This is a genomic window from Neisseria sp. HMSC064E01, assembly GCF_001808875.1.
Classification (GTDB): Bacteria; Pseudomonadota; Gammaproteobacteria; order Burkholderiales; family Neisseriaceae; genus Neisseria; species Neisseria sicca_A.
Genome location: NZ_KV794867.1, coordinates 1 through 22,824 on the forward strand (window position 1 = coordinate 1; position 22,824 = coordinate 22,824).

Below are 22,824 nucleotides of genomic sequence, written 5' to 3' on the forward strand. Positions count from 1 at the left end.
TTGCCCGACGGGGTGAAAAATACAGTTGCTACACAATCACTCGGTTTTATACGATAATCGACACCGTTTTCATCAAAATTCCCATCTTTCAGACGACCCCGACAACAGGAGAAAATCATGTCCAAAACCATCATCCACACTGACAAAGCCCCCGCCGCCATCGGCGCATACAGCCAAGCCGTACGCGCGGGCGACACCGTTTACATGAGCGGTCAAATTCCCCTCGATCCCGCCACCATGACCGTTGTCGGCAACGGCGACTTCCGCGCCGAAGCACGTCAGGTCTTTAAAAACCTGCAAGCCGTTGCCGAGGCCGCAGGAGGCACGCTGGCCGACATCGTCAAACTCAACGCCTACCTGACCGACCTTGCCGACTTCGCCGTTTTCAACGAAGTCATGGCAGAGTTCATCCAAGAACCCTTCCCCGCCCGCGCCGCCGTCGGTGTCGCCTCCCTGCCCAAAGGTGTACAGGTCGAAGCCGAAGCCGTGCTGGTACTGAACGCATAAGACACGCAACCCGTTTTCAGACGACCTCCCACAAGCCAAAGGTCGTCTGAAACACCACACACACAATCGGACAATAACAACAATGGCACACTACGCAATCGGCGATATTCAAGGCTGCTTCGACGAACTCACCCTTTTGCTCGACAAAATCAACTTTAACCACGGCACAGACACCCTCTGGCTCGTCGGCGACATCGTCAACCGCGGCCCCAAATCCCTCGAAGTCCTCCAATTCTGCATGGAACACGAAAGCAGCGTCCGCATGGTTCTAGGCAACCACGACCTGCACCTGCTCGCTGTCGGCAGCGGCGAAGGCACGGTCAAGCGCAGCGACACCATCACCCCCATCCTTACACACCCCGATAGCAAAAAAATGCTCGACTGGCTGCGTTTCCAACCCCTGCTCATCAAAGGCGTCCGCCATGTTATGGTTCACGCCGGCATCCTGCCCCAATGGACCATCGCCCGCGCCGAACTGCTTGCCAGCGAAACCGAAGCAGAGTTGCGCGGCAAAAAATACAAAAAGTTTTTCTCCAAAATGTACGGCAACAAACCCGCTGAATGGAGCGAAGACCTGACCGGCTACGACCGCCTGCGCATGATTGTCAACGTCTTCACCCGAATGCGCGCGCTGACGCTGAAAAACGAACTCGACTACGACTACAAATCCACCCTCAAAAAAATGCCCTCGAACCTACGCCCTTGGTTTAAAGCCCCAAACAGGCAAAACCTCAGCCACACCATCGTCTTCGGCCACTGGTCGTCGCTGGGCTTTATGAACACCGACAACATCCTCTCCCTCGACACCGGCGCGCTTTGGGGCGGCGAACTGACCGCCATCAACCTTGCCGACCACAGCATCACCCAAGTCCCTTCCCTCGGCGGTTTGGACTGGAAAACGGCTTTGAAATAAATCAGGATACCAGTCTGTTGGACAGGCGGTATCCGACCGTGATACTGTTTCAGCGGGAGAAACCGCACAGTTTCCTGTTGTCACTTCTGTAAACAGCGATTAAACCGTCGTAGCCGTTGATATCATAGTTTTGCTGTTGATTATAATGACGGGAGGCGCTTTTCTATAAAAGCGCGTTTTCGACAATAAAAAACGAAGGTCGTCTGAAAACTAATTTTCAGACGACCTTAAAGTTTTGTTGGACACTGCCCCAATCTGCTTATTTTACTCAATATTATTTTTATATATTTTTATCAAATTTCTCCTGTCATCATACTCATAGGTAAAACCCATCATTTTATTACCATTAATATATTTATCAAATTTAATTAATTTCCCATCTCTATAAAACCCAACATAATAGGATACAATCTCCTTGCGTTTGCTGATTTCCTCGACCTCATCCAAATTAATCTCATCATACAATATTGCAGGATGATTATGTTTAGGGAAACTCATTCCTAAATAGTACTTAACAGTTAAATCATTGTAGAGAGTATTTTTTTCAAGCGGATGTGACATACTTAAAGCTCCTATCAAAACCGAAATAGTCCCAATTACTCCAATCAATAACTTTCTCATTTGACTTTCTCCAATTTTGAACCTAATTCTTTGAACGCTTTTTCTAAAAAAACTAATAGTTTAGACAACCTCAAAAAGGAGGCTTTACCGTCTTATAAAAATTCGCAAAGCGGCAGCGTGCTCCCCTTGCGGATATTCGTAGTCACTAAACAGAAACTTATCATGCCACATCTCCATCAAGATATGGTTAACCCACTCCGCCTTACCATTGGTATGCACTCGGTCAATGCAGATAAAAATTTAATACCTCCCAAAATAAAAATACTTGCTTAAGATAATAAGACGGATATCATAGTTAACAATTGAATAGAAAATGGATTACGCCAGAATACTAGGTGCTAGTGTTGAAAATATTCAAAGCAACTTAAAGAATAAAATTTTAAAACAGGAAAATAACAAATGGGTTATAACTTAGAGATATTAAATACTTCTCAAGTATTTGCTGATAAAAAATACTTGAAAGAATTTAAATTTGCAAATGGCAAATCATTTCCTCATTCTTACCAATCTTTCGCAACACAATTTGGCTGGGGGAGAGTATTGAACAATTACTTAATTTACATCCCCCTAAATCCACAGTTTCATGATTCGTGGCAAAATGCTCGTGAACATATAAAATCAATATATATGAATGATATTGATGAATATATTGACTATTATCCTGATGAATCATTAAATTTGATGAAACGAATGGAACCATTTGCCAAAAGTGAGTCAGGTTATTATTTATTTTGGGATATATATAGCGAAGATTCACCCAATGAATTTAATATATACGCAACAGATTTTGTAGGCGATATATATTTACTAGGAAAAGATTTATTTGAAGTATTTTATAACTTGACCAATGACACTAAAATCTTAAAAGAATGTTTTAATCGGACACCTTGGCCCAAAACATTCGAAGGTTTTACATCCATTTATTAAAAACTCAACTGCTTAATAAATATAAATAAGCCGTAGTTGGTGTCGCCCCAACAATCAAGAAAGCTCTCTGCCAACACCAGACTCGCCAAACACAAATCGAGACCTTTGCAAAACTCCCCAAAATCCCCTAAATGTCTTGGGGGAAATTTCCCGAAATTTTGCAGGGAATTCTACAAAGACCTCATCTTAACTGAAAACTTTTACAATCAAGAAAAGGCGCACATAACAAAATTCAGATACAAAGGTCGTCTGAAAAGCGAAGCTGTGGCAAGATTGTAGCGATATAGAGGATTTGAAGTAAAAAGGAGAAAGCCCATGCCCAAGCTGACACCCCAAATGTTCGCTTTTCTGCAAGAGCCTCAAGCTGAAGCTGTTTTGCTGCGGCTCTACACCCAAGCCTTAAAGCAAAACAGGCAAATGTTTTTCCACTTTCTACCCAAGATTTTCAAGCTGTTGGGTAAAGGGCTGGATTGGGCGGGAGAAAATGAAAGTTTTTACGAAGACAAATACATCCCGATCGCACCGCAGCAAGGCAAATTTTTGTATATGCAGGCTTTGGCATCGGGTGCAAAAAAAATTGTCGAATTTGGGACTTCCTACGGCATTTCGACGCTGTATCTCGCGGCAGCCGCCAAACGCAACGGCGGACGCGTTATCACTTGCGAATATCTGCCGCACAAAGCCGCGGCGGCGAGAAAACATTTTCAGGAAGCCGGTTTGGCAGACTACATCGAACTTCGCGAAGGCGATGCGCTGGAAACCTTAAAAGACTTAGACATCCGCCCCGATTTTGTCTTACTCGACGGCTGGCCGGATTTGGTATTCCCTGTGTTCAAACTGCTGGAACCTAATCTTGCTGCCCGCGCGGTCATCGCCGTGGACGATGTGGAAGGCTTCTCTCCCGCCATGCAGGATTATCTCGATTACGTCCGCCATCCCGAAAACGGTTATATTTCAAGCACATTAAAACCTTACAAAGCGCTGGAATATACAGTCAAGGCAGACAAACCAAAAAGGTCGTCTGAAAACTCGGTTTAGGTAAATAGAATTGCCTGACCGGTTTTCAGACGACCTTTTATTGATGTCTTTTCAGTTGTTAATGCTCAATCATCATTCCAGCTTCGTCCACCATGCCGCTTGCCGCATTAACCCGCTCCTGCGCGGCTTTCACTTGATTTTCCAAGCCCTTAATCCGTTCTTGATAACGGGCGTAGTTGCGCTCGTTGCCATAACGGACCTGTTTGCCCTCTTCCAGATTTTTCTGTGCCTGAGCCAATTCGTTTTGCGCCGAAGATGAGCTGGGCGTTGCACCTGCCGGTGGAGGCGGCATTTGTTCGGAAAGAGCGTTTCTTGAAGCAGCGCTTGCTGAGGCTGAGTGTGCAGACGGTGCAGCGGAGGTATAAACCGAAGGTCTGCCGATATTGCCCGGTTTGCAGTTTTTGCCGCCGGTCTGCGTATAGGTTTTACGCCCTGATTTGTCGATACATTCAAATACTGGGGATGCCGTTGCTACGGCGGAAAATGCGAGCAGTAATGTGCTTAAAATCAATTTATTCATTGTTATACCTTTCATCAAATCATCAAAACCATATCCACCACACCACTAAAGCGATGATCATCACCAAATTGGCAATAATAATCGACTTCCATTGCCTAGGCGCGTGGCGCAATTCTGCACCCGAACGCGTGCGGCGGATATAGAAAAACGGACTGAGCAACATAGATGCGGCACACAACAGAATAATCACGGCGTAATAGATTTTTTCGGTTTCCATTTCCTCCGCCCCCGTTTCAGACGACCTATACAAAATATGCTACAATCGCCGGCGATTATAACACCCTGTTTATCTATATTTATAAAGGTTTTACCAATAATGATTTCTACCAACGGCATTACCATGCAGTTCGGCGCAAAGCCGCTGTTTGAAAACGTATCCGTCAAATTCGGCGAAGGCAACCGTTACGGCTTGATCGGCGCCAACGGCTCAGGCAAGTCCACCTTCATGAAAATCCTCGGCGGCGATTTGGAACAGACTGCCGGCGAAGTAGCAATTGAAAACGGCGTGCGTTTGGGTAAATTGCGCCAAGACCAGTTTGCCTACGAAGACATGCGCGTGCTGGACGTGGTGATGATGGGGCACACAGAAATGTGGGCGGCGATGACCGAACGCGACGCGATTTACGCCAACCCCGAAGCCACCGAAGACGACTACATGAAAGCCGCCGAACTGGAAGCCAAGTTCGCCGAATACGACGGCTACACAGCCGAAGCGCGCGCCGCCGAACTGTTGAGCGGCGTGGGCATTTCCGAAGATTTGCACAATGCGACCATGGCGGAAGTCGCCCCGGGCTTTAAGCTGCGCGTATTGCTGGCGCAAGCCCTGTTCTCCAAACCTGATGTATTGTTGCTTGACGAGCCGACCAACAACTTGGACATCAATACCATCCGCTGGCTGGAAGGCGTGTTGAACCAATACGACTCCACCATGATCATCATCTCGCACGACCGTCACTTCCTGAACGAAGTCTGCACGCACATGGCGGATCTGGACTACAACACCATCACCATCTATCCGGGCAACTACGACGACTACATGCTCGCCTCCGCCCAATCGCGCGAACGCGCCCTGAAGGACAACGCCAAGGCAAAAGAGAAACTGCAAGAGCTGCAAGAGTTCGTCGCCCGCTTCTCTGCCAACAAATCCAAAGCCCGTCAGGCAACCAGCCGTCTGAAACAGGCTGACAAAATCAAAGCCGAGATGGTCGAAGTCAAACCTTCAACCCGCCAAAACCCGTATATCCGCTTTGAAGCCGATGAAAAGGCTAAGCTGCACCGTCAGGCGGTAGAAGTCGAAAACTTGGCAAAACGCTTTGAAACCCAGTTGTTCAAAAACCTGAGCTTCATCCTCGAAGCAGGTCAGCGACTCGCCATCATCGGCCCCAACGGCGCGGGTAAATCCACCCTACTGAAACTACTCGCCGGCGCATTCAAGCCCGAATACGCCGAAGGCATCGCCCCCGATGCAGGCACCATCAAATGGGCGGAAAAAGCCAACATCGGCTATTACCCGCAAGACCACGAAAACGACTTCGATGTCGATATGAACCTGAGCGAATGGATGCGCCAATGGGGACAAGAAGGCGACGACGAACAAGTCATCCGCGGTACTTTGGGACGTTTGCTCTTCGGCAGCAACGACGTGGTGAAAAAAGTGCAAGTTCTCTCCGGCGGTGAAAAAGGCCGTATGCTCTACGGCAAACTCCTGCTGCTGAAACCCAATGTGCTGATTATGGACGAACCGACCAACCACATGGACATGGAAAGCATTGAATCGCTGAACATGGCGCTGGAAAAATACAACGGTACGCTGATTTTCGTGTCGCACGACCGCCAGTTTGTCTCCTCGCTCGCCACACAGATTATCGAGCTGGATGGCAAGGGCGGATATGAATATTATCTGGGCGATTACGAAAGCTATCTGTCTAAAAAAGGAATTGAGTAAGGAAATAAAAACATGAATGCCAATCTAAGAAAGCTGCTGCAAAACCTGCTTGCGCTCATCGTATTGCCCGCATTGGGCTGGTACCTTACGCAAGACGGCACGGTGCATGTGGTTGATACCGAACATGCCTATAGAAAAGGTCGCGCAGTCGCTTGGCTATTTAAAGAGTTCGGTGTAACCGGCGTGTGGGGCTTTCTAGGCATAGCATGGATTGTCTGCCTGTTTTTAGCCATTCGTTCATATCAGGCGTGGCAGAAAGATAAATAGCAATAAATGAAAAGCTCAGGCAGCCTGAAAGTGACTTTCAGACTGCCTGATTTTTGTCAATAAAGGAAAATAGCAAAGAAAATACAAACAACATAACTATATAGCAAGTTATCTTACTAATGCTATAGTTTATAAATCATTCACAATAGATTTAATTACCCTTACTCCTCAAAAATAATTAACTAAATTGTCTATATTCAAAATACATTTAATATGACATATAAAATATATTTATTTCACATTTGAAAATAGCCTGAATTACCATTATTTAACCGATTTTGAAATTATTTTACTAACTCAAGCACATATAGCTTAACATCCTCTATGCAAACTTAATTCAAACAAAATAAAAAATTAAATAACCCTATAAAATAAAAGAGAATTTAAACACGCATTCCATCAAAAAATATTCCTTAATAACGGTATTCATTACTTAACTTTTTTCTTTCAAACCGTCCAATTTCACCTAATCCCATGATTTTAGTCATGGAAACAAAATGGCTGTGCTTGACACTCCGCAAGAATGGTTTAACATATAATTTCTTTTTTAACCAAGATCCAAAAAGAGAGACTCATGAAAAAATCAGCTTTATTGGCAACTTTGTTGGCCGCTCTGTCTTTGTCTGCATGTGGTGGTGGTTCTTCTGCTGTTTGTGATGAATATGAAAAAGCTTTTGCCGACGCTACTAAAAACGTCGATGCAACTACAAAAGACATGATGCAAAAATCATTCGAACAAACCAAAGAAGCTTTGAAAAACTTGCCTGCTGACCAACGTGATGCCACTTGTAAAGCATCGTTGGATGCGTTGAAAGGCAACGCTCCGGCTGCGTCTCCTGAAGATAAAGCAGAAGAAGCTAAAGAAGCTGCAGAAGAAGCTAAAGAAGCAGCTGCTGATGCTAAAGAAGAAGCAAAAGATGCTGCAGAAGCAGCTAAAGAAGAAGCCAAATAATACAATACATTTGGTAAAAAACGGATTCTGGTTATTCAGAGTCCGTTTTTTATTACTTATTATTTATACATTAAATAATTCAACTATTATAAGAAATATATACGAACTAACTTTAAATATAGTTTATAAAGTAATAAATATTCATTTTTACCTACAAGCCGTCCCCATAAGGCAAGTGTGGTTCTTGAAATACAGAGTAAAGGTCGTCTGAAAATAGCTTTCAGACGACCTTTACTTTCAATTTACAGAAAGAAAAACCATGCAAGCTACTAGCCAAGAAACAGACTACTCCGCGCTTTAAAATTCAAAGTAAAATTGCGTTCGCTGCCATATTCGTCCGCCGTCTCAAACCCGTTTTGCCGCATCAACTCGCGTAATTCGGCGCGGCTCGGTTTATCGGGGTCGCCTGCCGTTTCGGAAACCGACAGCAGCCCGTCAGCACGAAGCAGCCTGCGGAACTCCGCCAAATACTCGGCTTGGTTGGCGACTTCGCCCAACACGGTAATCAGCACAATGCGGTCAAACGATTGATCGGGAAAATCAAAATGCGTGCCGTCGCACAGATAATAATCGACGTTGCCGATATGTCGACGACGCAAACGTTTTTCAGCATAAGCCAACATTTCCGGCTGTATATCCGCCGCCACCAATCGCCCTTGCGGAACTGTCTGCGCCAGTGTCGGGCTGAAATAACCCGCCCCGCAGCCCACTTCCAAAATGCGATGGTGCGGCGCAAGGTGCAGCCGTTGCACGATTTGCTGCGGCGAAAGCGCCCAGTTGCGCAAAGGAATCAGTAGCGTGAATGCAAGCTGATGCGGGAAGATTTTGCCTTTTTGCGTAAGTCCCTGCCAAATGCTTTTGAGTGTCTTAAATATGGGGATTCCTTTGGGTAATGTTGTTTTGCATTATGCCTGCACAATATACAGTATAAAAATAGTGCGCGTTTTTTCTAATCATCACAAAAAGCAGCCTGCACTTCGATTTTTGAAAGTGCAGGCTGCTTTTGATAGAGAGGCCGTCTGAAAATTATTTTTCAGACGGCCTTTGATATTACAAGTAATATGAGGATTTCGTTGGACTATGAACCAAGCTGCGTTTGCTGCTGACTGGATTACGGCATGGTTTGGAATCATTCGGTAACAACAAAAACCGCGTGCGTGCGTACCGCACACACCCTACACCTCAATCTTAAGGTTTGCGTCGCCCGCAGTGGTAGGGTGTGTGGCGTAACCACGCACGCGGTTGGTGGGAATGCAGGCTACGGCTTGCTGATTTAGCAGTCAGTGGCGAATTGGCAGACAATGCAAAACCACATCATGCTGCCGAACCGCAACTGTCTTTTCCAGCCCAAATTCAAGAAAACACCGTAGAAATTGCCTTGCCGCACACAGGCCGTCTGAAAATTTCAGCAGCCGAAAACGCAGCCGAATATCAAGCAGGAGCAGAAAATGCGTGGAACCTGCACGAAATCCGCAGCGGCTATCCGTGGATTTGCGCCGCAACCAAAGAAGCGGCTGTTGCCCAAATGCTCAACCAACACATCATCGGCGCAGTCCATTTCCGTAAAGGCTGCTACCCCGGCCAAGAAATCATCGCCCGCGCCCAATACCGGGGCCAAGTCAAACGCGGTCTGGCCGTATTAAGCGGCGATTCTTTGGAAGCCGCCGGTATTGCAGTTAAAGTCGGCGAAGAAGCAGGCGTTATTCTCAATACTGCACTCACAGAACAAGGCAGCCTCAGCCTCGCCGTTATCAAGTTTTCCGCAGCAGAAGCAGCATTGACCGATGCAGACGGTAATGCTTTGAAACAGGAAGAACTGTTTTTTACGGTTGAGAAAGATTGATTGTCAGATGATTGAATAAAAAGCTTAAATATTAGCTTGAAATGAAAACAGAAAGGCCGTCTGAAATTCAGACGGCCTTTGATATTGAGTTTTGTTGGTACATGACCCGAGCTGCGTTTGCTGCCGACTGAATTACGGCATGGTTTGGGATCATTTGGTAACAACAAAAACCGCGTGCGTGCGTACCGCACACACCCTACACCTCAATCTTAAGGTTTGCGTCGCCCGCAGTGGTAGGGTGTGTGGCGTAGCCACGCACGCGGTTGACAGGGGTGCGGGCTACGGCTTGCTAATACATGACCCTGCATCGCAAAGTGCAAATCGTTAAAACGGAAACCCTGCGGCAGGTTCAGCTTGGTATCGAGCGCATAGACAATCAGCTCGTAGCGGTGGCGGCAGTTGGGCGGCGCCATGCCGCCGTAGGTCGAAGCCTCCTCGATGCTGAGTTTGCCCAGCACGCTCGCCCAACTGTTCGCGCCCTGCACATAATCCGTGGCGGCAATGCTGTCGTTTTCGGCTACCGACGTGCACGTCAAATCAGCAATCAGCCAATGAATCCACACAAAACCGCTGGCGGTAATCGCGTCTTTGTCTTCCAACACCACGGCAAACGACTGAGTACCCTCCGGCGCGCCGCTGATTTCAAAGGGAATCGAATAAGTCGGCATCCCGTTTTCATGCCGCGCTTGCCGTATCGGTCGGCAAATTCGCCGTTGGTGATGGCGGAAGTGGTAACTTGCATGATAATTCTCCTTGTTTAGGGTTGGACGGTATCGGGATTTTAGCGGAAAAAGGCCGTCTGAAAACGGGGTTTGGGTTTTCAGACGGCCTTACAAAGATTTAAAACTGACGATTAGTTGGAAAACTTGGATTTGTAGGTCGGGCATTCATGCCCGACCTACTGCTGCTAACACAGTATATTTAGATCAATGGAATATCCTGCTTGTTTCAATTCGATAGCTAATTTTAACTTCCATCCTCCCGCGTCATCTACTTTCTGGTATACGACACCACTAATATCTGATGGAAATTCAACCTCTTCTTTAACCAATGCACACACTTTATTTCTTCCTAGTTTCCCTATAAGATAACCATGTTCAAAAACAACATTTTGTCTGGCTCTTGGTTTTAAATCGGTATCTAAATTACTTAACTTTTGACCACCAATATCACAGGGTGTATATAGAACAATTCCAAATCCAACATTCGTATATTCTTCAATTTTTTCAATAATAGTTTTTCCTGAGTTTGGTTGCTCATGTAGAATTATTGCGGATAAACCTAGTTTTTCAATAAGTCTTGCCACTTCTACTTTTAATAAATCATCTCTCCCATGCACTATAAATACGTTATTAGATACTATTGATGAGCTCTTTACTTCCATATTAGCCCCTTTCCTTGTGATGTAATTTTTATAATCTCGAGCAAATGGTATTAATACCTGCCTATTAAAGCTATGAATTCCTGCAATAATTTTATTGCCGCTATAGAAATAGTGATGGCAAAAATCAAGTACTTCGTTGGTATCATTAGATAACCAATTTACCAGCAAAATAATATAGCCCAATCTTTCTTTCATATCTGTTGGTAACAATAATTTTGAGCTACCAACAAAACTACCACCTGTGTTAGAGCTATCTTCTAGAAGTTTTTCTAAGTTTAAATTTTCTGTTAGCTCATCGTTGTGAACTTTTAAAACTTCATCATTTAATAGTTCGTTTAACCTTTTTAATGACCATTCAAAAGTTTGCAGTTCCGATGATTGCAAGTCCAATATAGCATTATTAATTTCTTCAAAAATATCTAATCCCATTTATTCACCTTTTTTGAGTCGTGCTTCGGCTGCTTCCCTAATAATTTCACTACGTGCATTTTCCTTGAGTCCCTCTAATAGCGAAGAAATTATTGGATTATTAATTTCATCTCCTGCTATTGAATCAAGACCATAATTATATTCCTGAATGGCTGATTCAATACTCAAAGGGTCAAATGGATCAAATTTAAGATTAATTGGTTGCGCCTCTAATTCGTTAAGTATCAGTTCTAGCTTATTGAGATTTTTCAAAAGAGATTTCATTTCAAATCCTTTGAGTTAAAAATATAATGATTATAGGATATATAAGGTTGGAGTATGCCCCAACATTCTTATATTTCACAAAATCTGTTGGATCGAGACTCAACCTACGGCTAGATAGTTGGCAAAGGCCGTCTGAAAACACGTTTCAGACGGCCTTTCCACATCAAGCCAGCTTCGCGCCGACCCAGTCTTTCACACTCTCAATCATCGCGGGCAGTTTCTCCGCATCGCTGCCGCCTGCCTGTGCCAAATCCGGTCTGCCGCCGCCTTTACCGCCGACTTGTTCGGCTGCAAATTTAACCAGATCGCCGGCTTTCACTTTGTTTGTCAGCGGTTTGGATACGCCGGCGCACAGGGAGACTTTGCCGTCGTTCACTGCCGCCAAAAGAATCACGGCGTTGTCGGATTTGCCGGTTAAGTCGGTAACGATTTCGCGCAGGGCGGCTGCGTCGGCTTCGATTTGGGCGGCGACGAGTTTGGCTGCGCCCAAGTCTTTTGCGTTGTCCAAGAGTTTTGCGCCTGCGTGGACGGCGAGTTCGGCTTTGGCTTTTGCCAACTCTTTCTCCAAGGCTTTGGCATTTGCGGCGTTGGCTTGGATTTTGGCGAGTACGTCTTTTTCGGTTTGGGCTTTGACTTCGGCGATGATGTTTTTCATCAGGCTTTCTTGGTTTTGCGCCCATGCGAGTGCGGCAAGGCCGGTGATGGCTTCTACGCGGCGGATGCCTGCGGCGATGCCGCCTTCGCTGATGATTTTGAAGAAGCCGATGTCGCCGGTGCGGGCGACGTGGGTGCCGCCGCACAGTTCGGTGGAGTAGTTGCCCATGGTGATGACGCGGACGAAGTCGCCGTATTTTTCGCCGAAGAGCATCATGGCGCCGGATTTTTGCGCGTCTTCAATAGACATGGTTTCGACTTTGACGGGCACGTTGGCGATAATCGCGGCGTTGACGCGGCGTTCGACTTCGGCGATTTCTTCCGCGCTGATGCCTTGCGGATGGGAGATGTCGAAGCGGGTCAGCTCGGCGTTTTGCAGGCTGCCTTTTTGTTCGACGTGTGTGCCCAAAACATCGCGCAGGGCTTTGTGCATCAGGTGGGTAACGCTGTGGTTGCGCATGATGCTGTCGCGGATGTCGTTGTCGATTTCGGCGGATACGGCATCACCGACTTTCAGACGACCTGAAACGACTGCGCCGAATTGTCCGTGTACGGCGGCTTTGATTTTCTGCGTGTCTTCGACGCGGAAGCGGTTTTCGCCTGCGAAGATAAAGCCTACGTCGCCGACTTGGCCGCCGCTTTCGGCGTAGAACGGGGTTTGTTCCAAAACGACCACGCCGGCTTCGCCTGCTTGGAGTTCTTCCACGGCTTCGCTGCCTTTATATAAGGCGATGATTTTGGTGTCTTGGCTGCGTTTTTCGTAGCCTGTGAACTCGGTGTCCGCGCCTGTGTAGTCCAGTTGCGCGTTGGCTTTGAAGTTTTGCGCGGCGCGGGCGCGGGCGCGTTGGGCTTCCATTTCGCGGCTGAAGCCTTCTTCGTCCATTTCCACTCCGCGTTCGCGGCAGATGTCGGCAGTCAGGTCGTAGGGGAATCCGTAGGTATCGTAGAGTTTGAAGATGATTTCGCCGTTTAAGGTTTTCAGGCTGCCTGAAAGGGCGTTTTCCAATAAGCCCATGCCTTTTTCCAAAGTTTCAGCAAAGCGGCTTTCTTCGTTTTTCAGGGCTTCTTCGATTTGGGCTTGTTTTTCTTTCAACTCGGGATATGCGTCGCCCATCGCTTTGACCAAATCAGGCACGAGCTTGTAGAAAAACGCCTGTTTCTGACCGAGTTTGTAACCGTGGCGCACGGCGCGGCGGATGATGCGGCGCAGCACATAGCCGCGGCCTTCGTTAGACGGCATCACGCCGTCGGCAATCAGGAAGGAGCAGGAGCGGATGTGGTCGGCAACGACTTTCAGGCTGGGCTCGTCCATGCTGAACGGCGCGCCGGTTTCGCGGGCAACGGCTTTGAGCAGGTCTTGGAACAGGTCGATTTCGTAGTTGCTGTGGACGTGCTGCATCACGGCCGCCATGCGCTCCAAGCCCATGCCGGTATCGACGGACGGTTTCGGCAGTGGGTTCATATTGCCTTGCTCGTCGCGGTTGAACTGCATGAACACGCAGTTCCAAATTTCAATCCAGCGGTCGCCGTCTTCTTCGGGGCTGCCGGGAATGCCGCCCCAGATTTCTTCGCCGTGGTCGTAGAAAATTTCGGAACACGGGCCGCAGGGGCCGGTGTCGCCCATTTGCCAGAAGTTGTCGGACGCGTATTTCGCGCCTTTGTTGTCGCCGATGCGGACGATGCGCTCGGCAGGCATACCGATTTCGTTCAGCCAGATGTTATAGGCTTCGTCGTCTTCGGCATACACGGTCGCCAAGAGTTTTTCTTTGGGGATGTTCAGCCATTCGGGGGAAGTGAGGAATTCCCAAGCGAAGTGGATGGCGTCGCGTTTGAAGTAGTCGCCGAAGGAGAAGTTGCCCATCATTTCAAAGAAGGTGTGGTGGCGGGCGGTGTAGCCGACGTTTTCCAAGTCGTTGTGTTTGCCGCCTGCGCGCACGCATTTTTGCGCGGTGGTAGCGCGGTTGTAGGCGCGTTTGTCGAAGCCGAGGAATACGTCTTTAAACTGGTTCATACCGGCGTTGGTAAACAGCAGCGTCGGGTCGTCGTGCGGCACGAGCGAGGAAGAGCGAACGATGGTGTGGCCTTTGGATTCGAAGAATTTTAGGAATTTTTGGCGTAGTTCGGAGGTTTTCATGATGTTTCGATGTCTCTACTAAAAAGGTTTCAGACGACCTTCCCGGCCGTATGTAATTGTGGAAAGAAAATGGGTGCTATATTACCGCAAAACCTTGTTTCTAGCTATTGAATCAGGGACTTTCAGACGACCTTCCGACTATCGCCCCAATGGAAATTGCTATCAGATAGTGCGTGCCTGATTTATAATCCCTTACTTTCCCTTCCACCCGATATGTAAGGAATGATAATGACCAAACATCTGCCCCTCATCGCCCTGACCGCCGTCATGCTCGCCGCCTGCGGAGGTTCGGATAAAAATACCTCTGACAAAGCGGGTCAGGCGGGAAACCAAAATGTATTGAGGATTTACAACTGGTCGGAATACGTCGATCCCGAAACCGTCGCCGATTTTGAAAAGAAAAACGGTATCAAGGTAACTTACGACGTGTACGACAGCGATGAGACTCTGGAAAGTAAAGTATTGACCGGAAAATCGGGCTACGACATCGTCGGCCCGTCCAATACCTTTGTCGGCAGGCAGATTAAGGCGGGGGCTTATCAAAAAATCGACAAATCCCTGATTCCCAACTATAAAAACCTCAATCCCGAATTAATGAAACTGATGGAAGGCGTCGATCCGAGCCACGAATACGCCGTTCCGTTTTATTGGGGAACCAACACCTTCGCCATCAATACCGAGCGCGTGAAAAAAGCCTTGGGCACGGACAAACTGCCGGACAACCAATGGGATTTGGTGTTCAACCCCGAATACACATCCAAGCTCAAGCAATGCGGCATCAGCTACTTGGACAGCGCGGCGGAAATTTATCCTATGGTGTTGAACTACATGGGTAAAAACCCCAACAGCAACGATACCGAAGACATCAAGGCGGCAACCGAGCTGCTCAAGAAAAACCGCCCCAATATCAAACGCTTTACCTCGTCGGGCTTCATTGACGACTTGGCGCGCGGCGACACCTGCGTCACCATCGGCTTCGGCGGCGACTTGAACATCGCCAGACGGCGCGCCGAAGAAGCGGGCGGCAAAGAAAAAATCCGCGTCATGATGCCCAAAGAAGGCGTGGGGATTTGGGTGGACTCCTTCGTTATCCCAAAAGATGCGAAAAACGTCGCCAACGCCCACAAATACATCAACGACTTCCTCGACCCCGAAGTCGCCGCGAAAAACGGCAATTTCGTCACCTACGCCCCTTCCAGCAAACCCGCACGCGAATTGATGGAAGCCGAGTTCAGGGACAACCGGACCATTTTCCCGAGCGACGAAGATTTGAAAAACAGCTTCATCATGGTCCCTATCCAGCCCACCATTTTGAAATTCATGGTCCGCCAATGGCAGGGTGTGAAAGCCGGCAAATAATTGATACGGATGGATTAAAGGTCGTCTGAAAACTGGAAATACAGGTTTTCAGACGACCTTTTTGTATAAACATCAAACAGGTTTCTTGTGGCTGTCTTTTATAGTGGATTAACTTTAAACCAGTACGGCGTTGCCTCGCCTTAGCTCAAAGAGAACGATTCTCTAAGGTGCTTAAAGCACCAAGTGAATCGGTTCCGTACTATCTGTACTATCTGCGGCTTCATCGCCTTGTCCTGATCAAATTTAATCCGCTATATCTTTTCAACCCAATCCACCATACTTGAAGTCATCAAAGTCCAGATATGATATAGTCCCTCCACTTTCACTCGTATTTTGAAACGGAGTAAAACCATGACTCAATCCATCCATATCCACAGCATGACCGGCTTTGCCAATGCTGCAGGCGAATGCGGCGGCAAGCGCGTGAACTTGGAAATCCGTGCGGTGAACCACCGTTATCTGGATGTCCAATTCCGTATGCCTGAAGAATTGCGTTATCTGGAAGGCGCGTTGCGCGAGAAAATTGCGGCTTCGGCCGCACGCGGCAAATTGGAATGCCGCATTCAGTTGCAGGACGCAGCGGTCGGCGGGCAGAGTTTGGAAACCAATGAAGAATTGGTGAAACAGTTGTCCGATTTGAACAAAACTTGGCGCAAGGAACACGGTTTCGGCAAGCTGACGGTCGCTGAAGTGTTGCGCTTTCCGGGGGTGTTGGCAGGTCAAAGCGAAGACCCCGAGGCTTTGGCAAAAACCGTGCAAGAGCTGTTGGACGAGGCTTTGAAAGAATTTGCCGCTGCCCGCAAACGCGAAGGCAAAAAACTCGGCGAACATCTGTTGCAACGCTTGGCAAGCATGGAAGAAATCGTGGATGCCTTGAGCGAGCTGTTCCCCAGCCTGCTTCAGGCGCATATGGACAAGGTGAACGCGCGTTTGGCGGAAGCGGTCGGCAATATCGACAACGACCGTTTGCAGCAGGAATTTGCGCTGTTTATCCAAAAATCGGACGTTGACGAAGAATTCAGCCGCCTACGCACACACATCGCCGAAGTCCGCCGTATTGTTACGGAGAACAAAGGCAGCGCGGGCAAACGCTTGGACTTCCTGATGCAGGAATTGAACCGCGAGGCGAACACGCTGGGCAGCAAAGCAATCGCGGCGGAATGCACGCAGGCTTCGGTTGAACTGAAAGTCTTAATCGAGCAAATGCGCGAGCAGGTTCAAAATATCGAATAAGCCTTCAAAAATAAAATATAGTGGATTAACTTTAAACCAGTACGGCGTTGCCTCGCCTTGCCGTACTATTTGTACTGTCTGCGGCTTCGTCGCCTTGTCCTGATGTACTATCTGCGGCTTCGTCGCCTTGTCCTGATTTAAAGTTAATCCACTATAACGGTCGTCTGAAAAGCCATTTTCTGCTTTTCAGACGACCTTTGTTTTGATGGATGCTTAGCTTTGTCCGGGTTTGATAATTTTGGCGTCCTGCTCTGTTCCCAAAATCAACAAATCTGCGGCGTTACGCGCGAAGATGCCGTTTTCGACAACGCCGGTGATGCGGTTGATTTCATCTTCCATAGTTAGCGGACGGTCGATATTCAAGTCATAGACATCGACGATTTGGTTGCCGTGAAAAGTGGTGCAATCCAAGCGCAATTCAGGTTGTCCGCCCATTGCCAAAAGTTTGCGCGACACCAGCGAACGCGCACCGGGCAATACTTCTACGGGCAGCGGGAATTTGCCCAAGCGAGATACATATTTGCTCTCGTCGGCGATACAGATGAATTTGTCAGACGCACTGGCGACGACTTTCTCGTTCAGATGCGCGCCGCCGCCGCCTTTAATCATTTGCAGCATATGGTTCACTTCGTCCGCGCCGTCGATATAGACAGCGAGGTACATCACATCATTCAGCGATACTTCGGGGATGTCGTATTGCGCCATCAGTTCGCTGGATTTTTTAGAAGTCGAAACCGCACCTTTGATTTTTTTGCCGCTTTTGCCCAATGCTTCGATAAACATATTGACGGTCGAGCCGGAACCGATACCGATGTATTCGTTTTCAGGTACGAATTCCACCGCTTTTTCGGCGGCAATGCGTTTCAATTCATCTTGAGTAGCCATGAGTTCTCCTTAATGGGATGTGGGTCAATAGGATTATCTTAACATTTTCATGCCGTTTGTGCTTGCCTGCTTACGCTTTTTCCAGCAACACCGCCGCCTGTGCCTCGATGGCCTCCATGCGCCCCAAGTAACCGAGTTTTTCGTTGGTTTTGCCTTTAATGTTCACACAGGCCGTCTGAATGCCCAAATCGGCGGCAATGTTGGCGCGCATGGCGGGAATGTGCGGCGCGAGTTTGGGCTTTTGGGCGATGATGGTCGTATCCACGTTCACAACACGCCAGCCTAAAGCCTGCACACTTCTATACGCTTCGCGCAACAATACGCGGCTGTCGGCATCTTTAAACTCGGCAGCAGTATCGGGGAAATGGCTGCCGATGTCGCCCAAGCCCGCCGCGCCGAGCAATGCGTCGGTAATCGCATGCAAAAGCGCGTCGGCATCGGAATGGCCGAGCAGACCTTTTTCAAACGGGATGTTTACGCCGCCGAGTATCAAATCGCGGCCTTCGACGAGTTGGTGAACATCGTAGCCTTGTCCGATACAGATATTCATGTTTTGTCCTTTTTTCAATGTCAGGTCGTCTGAAAAACAGGTTGGGCATCTGTTCCAAAATTGACGACTTTCTTTAAGCCTTTTTTTCAGACGACCTGCAACAACAGCCTCACAATATATTCATCCTGCGGCAGCGTCAGCTTCAAATTGCGCGTATCTCCCTGCACCAGCAGCGGCTGCACGCCCAGCTTTTCCACTGCCGACGCTTCGTCTGTAATATCGCTCAAATCCTCGACCAACAAAGCTTGGTGCAATAAGGCCGTCTGAAAAAGCTGCGGAGTTTGCGCCTGCCATAATCCGGCGCGGGAAATGGTTTCGCCGATATGGTTTTTACCGTCGGCGCGTTTGAGCGTGTCGGCAACGGGCACTGCCAAAATACCGCCCTGCTCTTGTCCGCCCGCTTCTTCAATCAGACGGGTCAAAGCCTCGGGCGGCAGGCAGCAACGGGCGGCATCGTGAACGAGAATGTTGTCCTGCTCCGCCGCCAGACCTTGTGCCAACAATGCGGATACGCCGTTGCGTACCGTTTCGGCACGGCTTGCTCCGCCTACACGAAATACGCGTGTTTTACTGGAAGGGGTCGTCTGAAACGTTTGGTCTTCGGGCGATACGATGACGGCAATCAAATCGATGGCAGGATGTTTTTCAAAGATGTCTATCGTATGTTGCAACACGGTTTTGCCGTTGATTTCAACGTATTGCTTGGGCTTTCCCGCACCAAAGCGCGTTCCGATACCGGCAGCCGGAATCAGGGCGATATGGCGGCGCGTCATGCTTCTGCTCCAGTTGTTTCAGCTTTGCGCCACAAACAGGCTTCGCCCAAACCGTCCAGATATTGTTCGTGTGCGGCGAGTTCCTCTGCGCTGGCTTTGATAACCTTCAAATGCGCCGGACGCTTGGTTTCGGCAATAATGACCGGTTTGACTTCCTCATCTTCTTCTTTTTCTTCGCCACCCATTAAATCAAACTGCTGGCGCGTCATGGCGAGATAAACTTCACCCAAAAGCTCGCAGTCAATCAATGCGCCGTGCAACACGCGCTTGCTTCGGTCGACGGAAAGGCGGTTGCACAAAGCATCCAAACTGGCTTTCTGACCAGGGAACATTTCCCGCGCCATCGCCAACGTGTCGGTTATGGTACAGCCAAGCTCCTCAATGGAAGGCAGCCCCATACGGCGGAATTCCATGTTCAGGAAACCGACGTCAAACTTGGCGTTGTGGATAATCAGCTCGGCATCGCGTATAAAATCGGCAATCTGCCGCCCTACTTCGGCAAACGGCGGCGCGTTTTTTTCTTCCAAAACCTCAATGGTCAAGCCGTGCACCCTTGCAGCCTCTTCAGGCATATCGCGTTCGGGATGAACATATAAATGTAGGTTGTTGTTGGTCATTTGGCGGTTGATCATTTCCAGACCGGCAAACTCGACCAAACGGTCGCCGCCTTCGGCATAAAGACCCGTGGTTTCGGTATCAAGGATAATCTGGCGTCTGCTCATAGGATATTCTTTATATCGCTCATTGATAAAATGCCTTGAATCATACGCAAGGCTGCTAAAAATGTATAGTCGGCAAAAATCGGAACGTGTGTATTTGAATGCAATATTTTTTAGAACATAAATGCTGCCCGACAAGGAATTTTGCTGACAATTTTTCAGACGTATTTATCTTCGCATTCCCGCTAAGGCTTGTTTTCTCTAAATTCCGAGTAAATCACTCAACTTTTCTAAATTTCAAAAAATTAATTTCTATAAAAATCATTATCTTATTGCACATCTTCATAATAATAACAATTATCATTTGCAAAATTTGAAATTATCCGTATAATGCAATTCATCGAAACGAAATCAACGCACCACAGAACGAAAGGAGAAGAAAATGCCTGAAAATATTTTCCAGCAAGTCTCTCTCGACATTCTGAGACTGCACCAACATACCATCCGCTCTCTTTTGGCAACCCAGTGTTGCGATGATTGCGAAGTACATGATGCCGTATATGTTACGCTCGATGGTCGTTATTATGTTTGGCTTCCCTGCATGGGTAAATCGGAGCAGCCGCAAACCGGTATCCTCCTGATTGAAGATGAAGACAGCCATTCCCGTTTAAGCTGGGTCGCCAGCACTCGGGAGGTTAAACAAAAAGACAGTTTGTACAGCCGCGTCGTTTCCGTTTTACAACGCAAAATGCAGAAGGCAAAAGAAAAGTTTATTCATGCGTCTGATGCCCGTTTGCTTGAACTGACACCGCAGCAAGGTCGTTTGACGACCAAAAGCAAAGATTTGTTGCTTTCACCCTATGATTTGATGAAGGCACTTTATCCGGCAACCCATCAACGTCAATTAGAGGAGTTCGCCCTGTAACAGTTTTGGTAGTGGTTTGTGTTCCTTTTGCGCCCCTTAAAATTAAAGGGGCGATTTTTTTTGCCTGCAACTCAACATGACTTCCATCAAACCAATCAAAAAAGGTCGTCTGAAATCGGATTCAAACTTCAAATCCGGTTTCAGACGACCTTTTGTCTATTGCCGTTTACTTGCCTGCTTCAGATGAAGACAGGTTTTCCGGCAACATGTCCTGCTCGTCAAAATCAGGCTCAGGCTCGTTTTGCAACACCTTGCCATTCAATTTCAATTCGTTGTTTTGCAGGGTCAGATGGGTTTTGATGTTGTTTTCTTCCAAAGTTAGGTATTGCTCCTGCGCCATACTTTTCACAGTGCTGTCCACCATCAGACGCAGCGTTTCATTGATATCTTCAATTCCGGCGCGTCCGGCTTCTTCATCTTCCGCATTGACGCTAAACAGACTGCTCGCTTGGTTGATTGCCATCTGCTCCAACAACTTTTTCGGAACACTCACATTAAAATCGGCATTGGTTTTTTTCAGCATTTCGCTGAGGCTGTTCAAATCTTTTGCCGCCAATCCTTTAAAGGCGAGTTTACCGCTGACATCCACTTGACCTTGCGGCATGGTGAATTTGAATGTTTTGACATTCAGCACCGGATCATTGGTGAATAAACCCGAAGCTTCGTTTTTGGCGGTTTGGAGCAAGGCGTTTTGAATCTCTTCCTCGCTCATTTTCTTATTGGCGACTTCGGCAAGTTTGGCTTTCAAAGCCTGCAAACCTTTGCCGTCCAAATGCTCTGCTGCCACATTGATATCCAACGGACCATATTTATCTTCACCATAAACCAGCTCTTCAAATTGGAACCGTCCTTCGCTGTTGATGAATTTATCAACTTCGTTGGTATTGGTATCAAATTTCAGTTTGCTGACTTCGATTTTGGAAGGCGCGATACTGCCGGTCGGATTGATAAATGCGCCGATTTGCAGATTGGTCACGAGATTGACCAGCTCGTTCAGCTTGACGTTGTAATCAATGTTTTCTTTCCATTGCAGCAGGAATTTATCCAAAGTAATACTGCTTTTGCCCAAAGAAAGCTTGTTGAGTCCGTCTGAAGTCTCAGATTGGAAATGTAGGTTTTCCATCGAAACATCGCCTTTGTCCGCCAACTTGATCTGCAAAGACGGAGCGGTATAGTCGTGGCGGTAGCTTTGGAAATCTTTTTCGTAATCGGTGTTGCCGCTCAAGCCTTTCCAGCTGAGCTTGATGCCGGACAACTCTTCATAGTCGAAAGCCGGAACGCTCAGTTGCAGCTTGCCGCTTCCGCCGAAATAAATCGTATTGCTCATGGTCACCGGAGCTTGTTGACCAAAGAAGCGCGACAATACTTTTTCGGTTTCAGGATGGTATTTAAACTCTGTTTCCACATGAGCCTGCGTACCAAACCCGCCGGCAAACGGGCCATGGCTGATATGGTTTACAACCGTAATCGGCTCTTGCAAGACGGTTTTCAGATTATCGGGCAGATATTGCTGGGTATTTTGAAGCAATGTCGGTTTCAGGCGTATGACCGTAGTTTCGGTCGCGCCGAACCAGCCTCGATCATATTGGTGGGATTCTACGGTTAGAAAACCTGATTCCTGCAACAGTTTTTGTTGTGCAGTCAGGGTTTCTTCTGCTTTGATGCCGAAGTAGTAAGGCGCACCGAGGCCGGCGGCGATGGCTACGGCAACGGTCGAAATAAGATACTTTTTCATTGCTACAAACAGATAGGTTGAAAGCGATAAGAATAGCATTTTTTGACCGATTTGTCTTTTGGGAGACCTAGACGGTACAAATAAACCTATATTTGGTATAGTGGATTAACTTTAAACCAGTACGGCGTTGCCTCGCCTTGCCGTACTATTTGAGACCTTTGCAAAAAAAGCCCTCCTCCCAACAGCCGAAACCCAAACACAGGTTTTCGTCTATTTCCGCCCCTAATTGCTCCTGATTCTACCCAAATGCCCCCTTAATCCTCCCCGGATACCCCATAATCAGGCATCCGGGCCGCCTTTTAGGCGG

General features: G+C 47.7%; 22 protein-coding genes and 3 pseudogenes. 11 read left to right on the forward strand and 14 right to left on the reverse strand.

What is annotated here, in order from left to right; all coding sequences use genetic code 11:
* The first annotated feature begins 117 nt into the window (after nucleotides 1–117).
* Together HMPREF2572_RS00370 and HMPREF2572_RS00375 are read left to right on the forward strand one after the other, a co-directional pair.
* On the forward strand, nucleotides 118–507 hold the full coding sequence (locus tag HMPREF2572_RS00370; RefSeq protein ID WP_070495318.1) for a RidA family protein: 390 nt from the start codon (nucleotides 118–120) through the stop codon (nucleotides 505–507).
* Nucleotides 508–589: 82 nt separating this feature from the next.
* A complete protein-coding gene (locus HMPREF2572_RS00375) occupies nucleotides 590–1,420 on the forward strand; it encodes a symmetrical bis(5'-nucleosyl)-tetraphosphatase (protein ID WP_070495320.1) in 831 nt (276 codons plus the stop codon).
* 264 nt (nucleotides 1,421–1,684) lie between these two features.
* On the opposite strand, the gene HMPREF2572_RS00380 is transcribed toward HMPREF2572_RS00375, so the two are convergent.
* A complete protein-coding gene (locus HMPREF2572_RS00380) occupies nucleotides 1,685–2,041 on the reverse strand; it encodes a hypothetical protein (RefSeq protein WP_070495322.1) in 357 nt (118 codons plus the stop codon).
* 399 nt (nucleotides 2,042–2,440) lie between these two features.
* Here HMPREF2572_RS00380 and HMPREF2572_RS00385 point away from each other — a divergent pair, with 399 nt between their 5' ends.
* Both HMPREF2572_RS00385 and HMPREF2572_RS00390 read left to right on the forward strand, forming a co-directional pair.
* Entirely contained in the window at nucleotides 2,441–2,968 is a 528-nt protein-coding gene (locus tag HMPREF2572_RS00385; protein ID WP_070495324.1) for an SMI1/KNR4 family protein, read from the forward strand.
* 315 nt (nucleotides 2,969–3,283) lie between these two features.
* The gene (locus HMPREF2572_RS00390) at nucleotides 3,284–4,006 is read left to right on the forward strand and encodes an O-methyltransferase (RefSeq protein ID WP_070495326.1); all 723 of its coding nucleotides are present in this window, start codon (nucleotides 3,284–3,286) and stop codon (nucleotides 4,004–4,006) included.
* 58 nt (nucleotides 4,007–4,064) lie between these two features.
* Here the strand turns inward: HMPREF2572_RS00390 and HMPREF2572_RS00395 are convergent, their stop codons facing one another.
* Entirely contained in the window at nucleotides 4,065–4,526 is a 462-nt protein-coding gene (locus HMPREF2572_RS00395) for a DUF4124 domain-containing protein (protein WP_070495329.1), read from the reverse strand.
* 22 nt (nucleotides 4,527–4,548) lie between these two features.
* A complete protein-coding gene (locus HMPREF2572_RS00400; RefSeq protein WP_070495331.1) occupies nucleotides 4,549–4,743 on the reverse strand; it encodes a hypothetical protein in 195 nt (64 codons plus the stop codon).
* Between the two features lie 99 nt (nucleotides 4,744–4,842).
* On the opposite strand from HMPREF2572_RS00400, the gene HMPREF2572_RS00405 reads away from it, so the two are divergent.
* The 3 genes from HMPREF2572_RS00405 to HMPREF2572_RS00415 all read left to right on the forward strand — a co-directional run bounded on the left by HMPREF2572_RS00405 (nucleotide 4,843) and on the right by HMPREF2572_RS00415 (nucleotide 7,690).
* The gene (locus HMPREF2572_RS00405; RefSeq protein WP_070495333.1) at nucleotides 4,843–6,471 is read left to right on the forward strand and encodes an ABC-F family ATPase; all 1,629 of its coding nucleotides are present in this window, start codon (nucleotides 4,843–4,845) and stop codon (nucleotides 6,469–6,471) included.
* A 12-nt stretch (nucleotides 6,472–6,483) separates the two neighbouring features.
* The gene (locus HMPREF2572_RS00410) at nucleotides 6,484–6,738 is read left to right on the forward strand and encodes a hypothetical protein (protein WP_070495335.1); all 255 of its coding nucleotides are present in this window, start codon (nucleotides 6,484–6,486) and stop codon (nucleotides 6,736–6,738) included.
* Between the two features lie 574 nt (nucleotides 6,739–7,312).
* The gene (locus tag HMPREF2572_RS00415; RefSeq protein WP_070495337.1) at nucleotides 7,313–7,690 is read left to right on the forward strand and encodes a DUF5339 family protein; all 378 of its coding nucleotides are present in this window, start codon (nucleotides 7,313–7,315) and stop codon (nucleotides 7,688–7,690) included.
* A gap of 269 nt (nucleotides 7,691–7,959) precedes the next feature.
* Here the strand turns inward: HMPREF2572_RS00415 and HMPREF2572_RS00420 are convergent, their stop codons facing one another.
* A complete protein-coding gene (locus HMPREF2572_RS00420) occupies nucleotides 7,960–8,565 on the reverse strand; it encodes a class I SAM-dependent methyltransferase (protein ID WP_070495339.1) in 606 nt (201 codons plus the stop codon).
* A gap of 395 nt (nucleotides 8,566–8,960) precedes the next feature.
* Here HMPREF2572_RS00420 and HMPREF2572_RS00425 point away from each other — a divergent pair.
* Nucleotides 8,961–9,533: pseudogene (locus HMPREF2572_RS00425) on the forward strand (folate-binding protein); the annotation flags it as partial.
* A gap of 209 nt (nucleotides 9,534–9,742) precedes the next feature.
* Here HMPREF2572_RS00425 and HMPREF2572_RS00430 read toward each other — a convergent pair.
* The 4 genes and pseudogenes from HMPREF2572_RS00430 to alaS all read right to left on the reverse strand — a co-directional run bounded on the left by HMPREF2572_RS00430 (nucleotide 9,743) and on the right by alaS (nucleotide 14,398).
* Nucleotides 9,743–10,275, reverse strand: a pseudogene (locus HMPREF2572_RS00430) (YbhB/YbcL family Raf kinase inhibitor-like protein).
* A 165-nt stretch (nucleotides 10,276–10,440) separates the two neighbouring features.
* A complete protein-coding gene (locus HMPREF2572_RS00435) occupies nucleotides 10,441–11,346 on the reverse strand; it encodes a TIR domain-containing protein (RefSeq protein WP_004519952.1) in 906 nt (301 codons plus the stop codon).
* Entirely contained in the window at nucleotides 11,347–11,610 is a 264-nt protein-coding gene (locus HMPREF2572_RS00440) for a hypothetical protein (RefSeq protein ID WP_049351259.1), read from the reverse strand.
* Between the two features lie 163 nt (nucleotides 11,611–11,773).
* Nucleotides 11,774–14,398, reverse strand: coding sequence for an alanine--tRNA ligase (alaS, locus tag HMPREF2572_RS00445; RefSeq protein ID WP_070495341.1), 2,625 nt, complete (start codon nucleotides 14,396–14,398; stop codon nucleotides 11,774–11,776).
* Between the two features lie 228 nt (nucleotides 14,399–14,626).
* Here alaS and HMPREF2572_RS00450 point away from each other — a divergent pair, with 228 nt between their 5' ends.
* Together HMPREF2572_RS00450 and HMPREF2572_RS00455 are read left to right on the forward strand one after the other, a co-directional pair.
* Nucleotides 14,627–15,757 carry a polyamine ABC transporter substrate-binding protein gene (locus tag HMPREF2572_RS00450; RefSeq protein ID WP_070495344.1) on the forward strand — a complete coding sequence of 377 codons (1,131 nt, stop codon included), beginning with the start codon at nucleotides 14,627–14,629 and terminating at the stop codon, nucleotides 15,755–15,757.
* A 351-nt stretch (nucleotides 15,758–16,108) separates the two neighbouring features.
* Nucleotides 16,109–16,990, forward strand: coding sequence for a YicC/YloC family endoribonuclease (locus HMPREF2572_RS00455; protein WP_009311742.1), 882 nt, complete (start codon nucleotides 16,109–16,111; stop codon nucleotides 16,988–16,990).
* Here HMPREF2572_RS00455 and HMPREF2572_RS14975 read toward each other — a convergent pair.
* The 5 genes and pseudogenes from HMPREF2572_RS14975 to dnaQ form a co-directional block, all read right to left on the reverse strand.
* A pseudogene (locus HMPREF2572_RS14975) lies at nucleotides 16,935–17,092 on the reverse strand (IS5/IS1182 family transposase); the annotation flags it as partial. The gene HMPREF2572_RS00455 and the pseudogene HMPREF2572_RS14975 sit on opposite strands and share 56 nt — an antisense overlap.
* A gap of 111 nt (nucleotides 17,093–17,203) precedes the next feature.
* Nucleotides 17,204–17,875, reverse strand: coding sequence for a ribose-5-phosphate isomerase RpiA (gene rpiA / locus HMPREF2572_RS00460; RefSeq protein ID WP_070495346.1), 672 nt, complete (start codon nucleotides 17,873–17,875; stop codon nucleotides 17,204–17,206).
* 70 nt (nucleotides 17,876–17,945) lie between these two features.
* Complete coding sequence (gene ispF, locus HMPREF2572_RS00465) at nucleotides 17,946–18,425, reverse strand: 2-C-methyl-D-erythritol 2,4-cyclodiphosphate synthase (protein ID WP_070495348.1); 480 nt, start codon at nucleotides 18,423–18,425, stop codon at nucleotides 17,946–17,948.
* Nucleotides 18,426–18,511: 86 nt separating this feature from the next.
* On the reverse strand, nucleotides 18,512–19,198 hold the full coding sequence (gene ispD, locus HMPREF2572_RS00470) for a 2-C-methyl-D-erythritol 4-phosphate cytidylyltransferase (RefSeq protein WP_070495351.1): 687 nt from the start codon (nucleotides 19,196–19,198) through the stop codon (nucleotides 18,512–18,514).
* A complete protein-coding gene (gene dnaQ / locus HMPREF2572_RS00475) occupies nucleotides 19,195–19,920 on the reverse strand; it encodes a DNA polymerase III subunit epsilon (RefSeq protein WP_070495353.1) in 726 nt (241 codons plus the stop codon). Before dnaQ ends, ispD begins: the two co-directional genes overlap by 4 nt.
* A gap of 379 nt (nucleotides 19,921–20,299) precedes the next feature.
* Here dnaQ and HMPREF2572_RS00480 point away from each other — a divergent pair, with 379 nt between their 5' ends.
* The gene (locus HMPREF2572_RS00480) at nucleotides 20,300–20,782 is read left to right on the forward strand and encodes an NGO0322 family iron-responsive protein (protein WP_070495355.1); all 483 of its coding nucleotides are present in this window, start codon (nucleotides 20,300–20,302) and stop codon (nucleotides 20,780–20,782) included.
* Between the two features lie 166 nt (nucleotides 20,783–20,948).
* Here the strand turns inward: HMPREF2572_RS00480 and HMPREF2572_RS00485 are convergent, their stop codons facing one another.
* Complete coding sequence (locus tag HMPREF2572_RS00485; protein WP_070495357.1) at nucleotides 20,949–22,517, reverse strand: YdgA family protein; 1,569 nt, start codon at nucleotides 22,515–22,517, stop codon at nucleotides 20,949–20,951.
* Nucleotides 22,518–22,824: the final 307 nt, after the last annotated feature.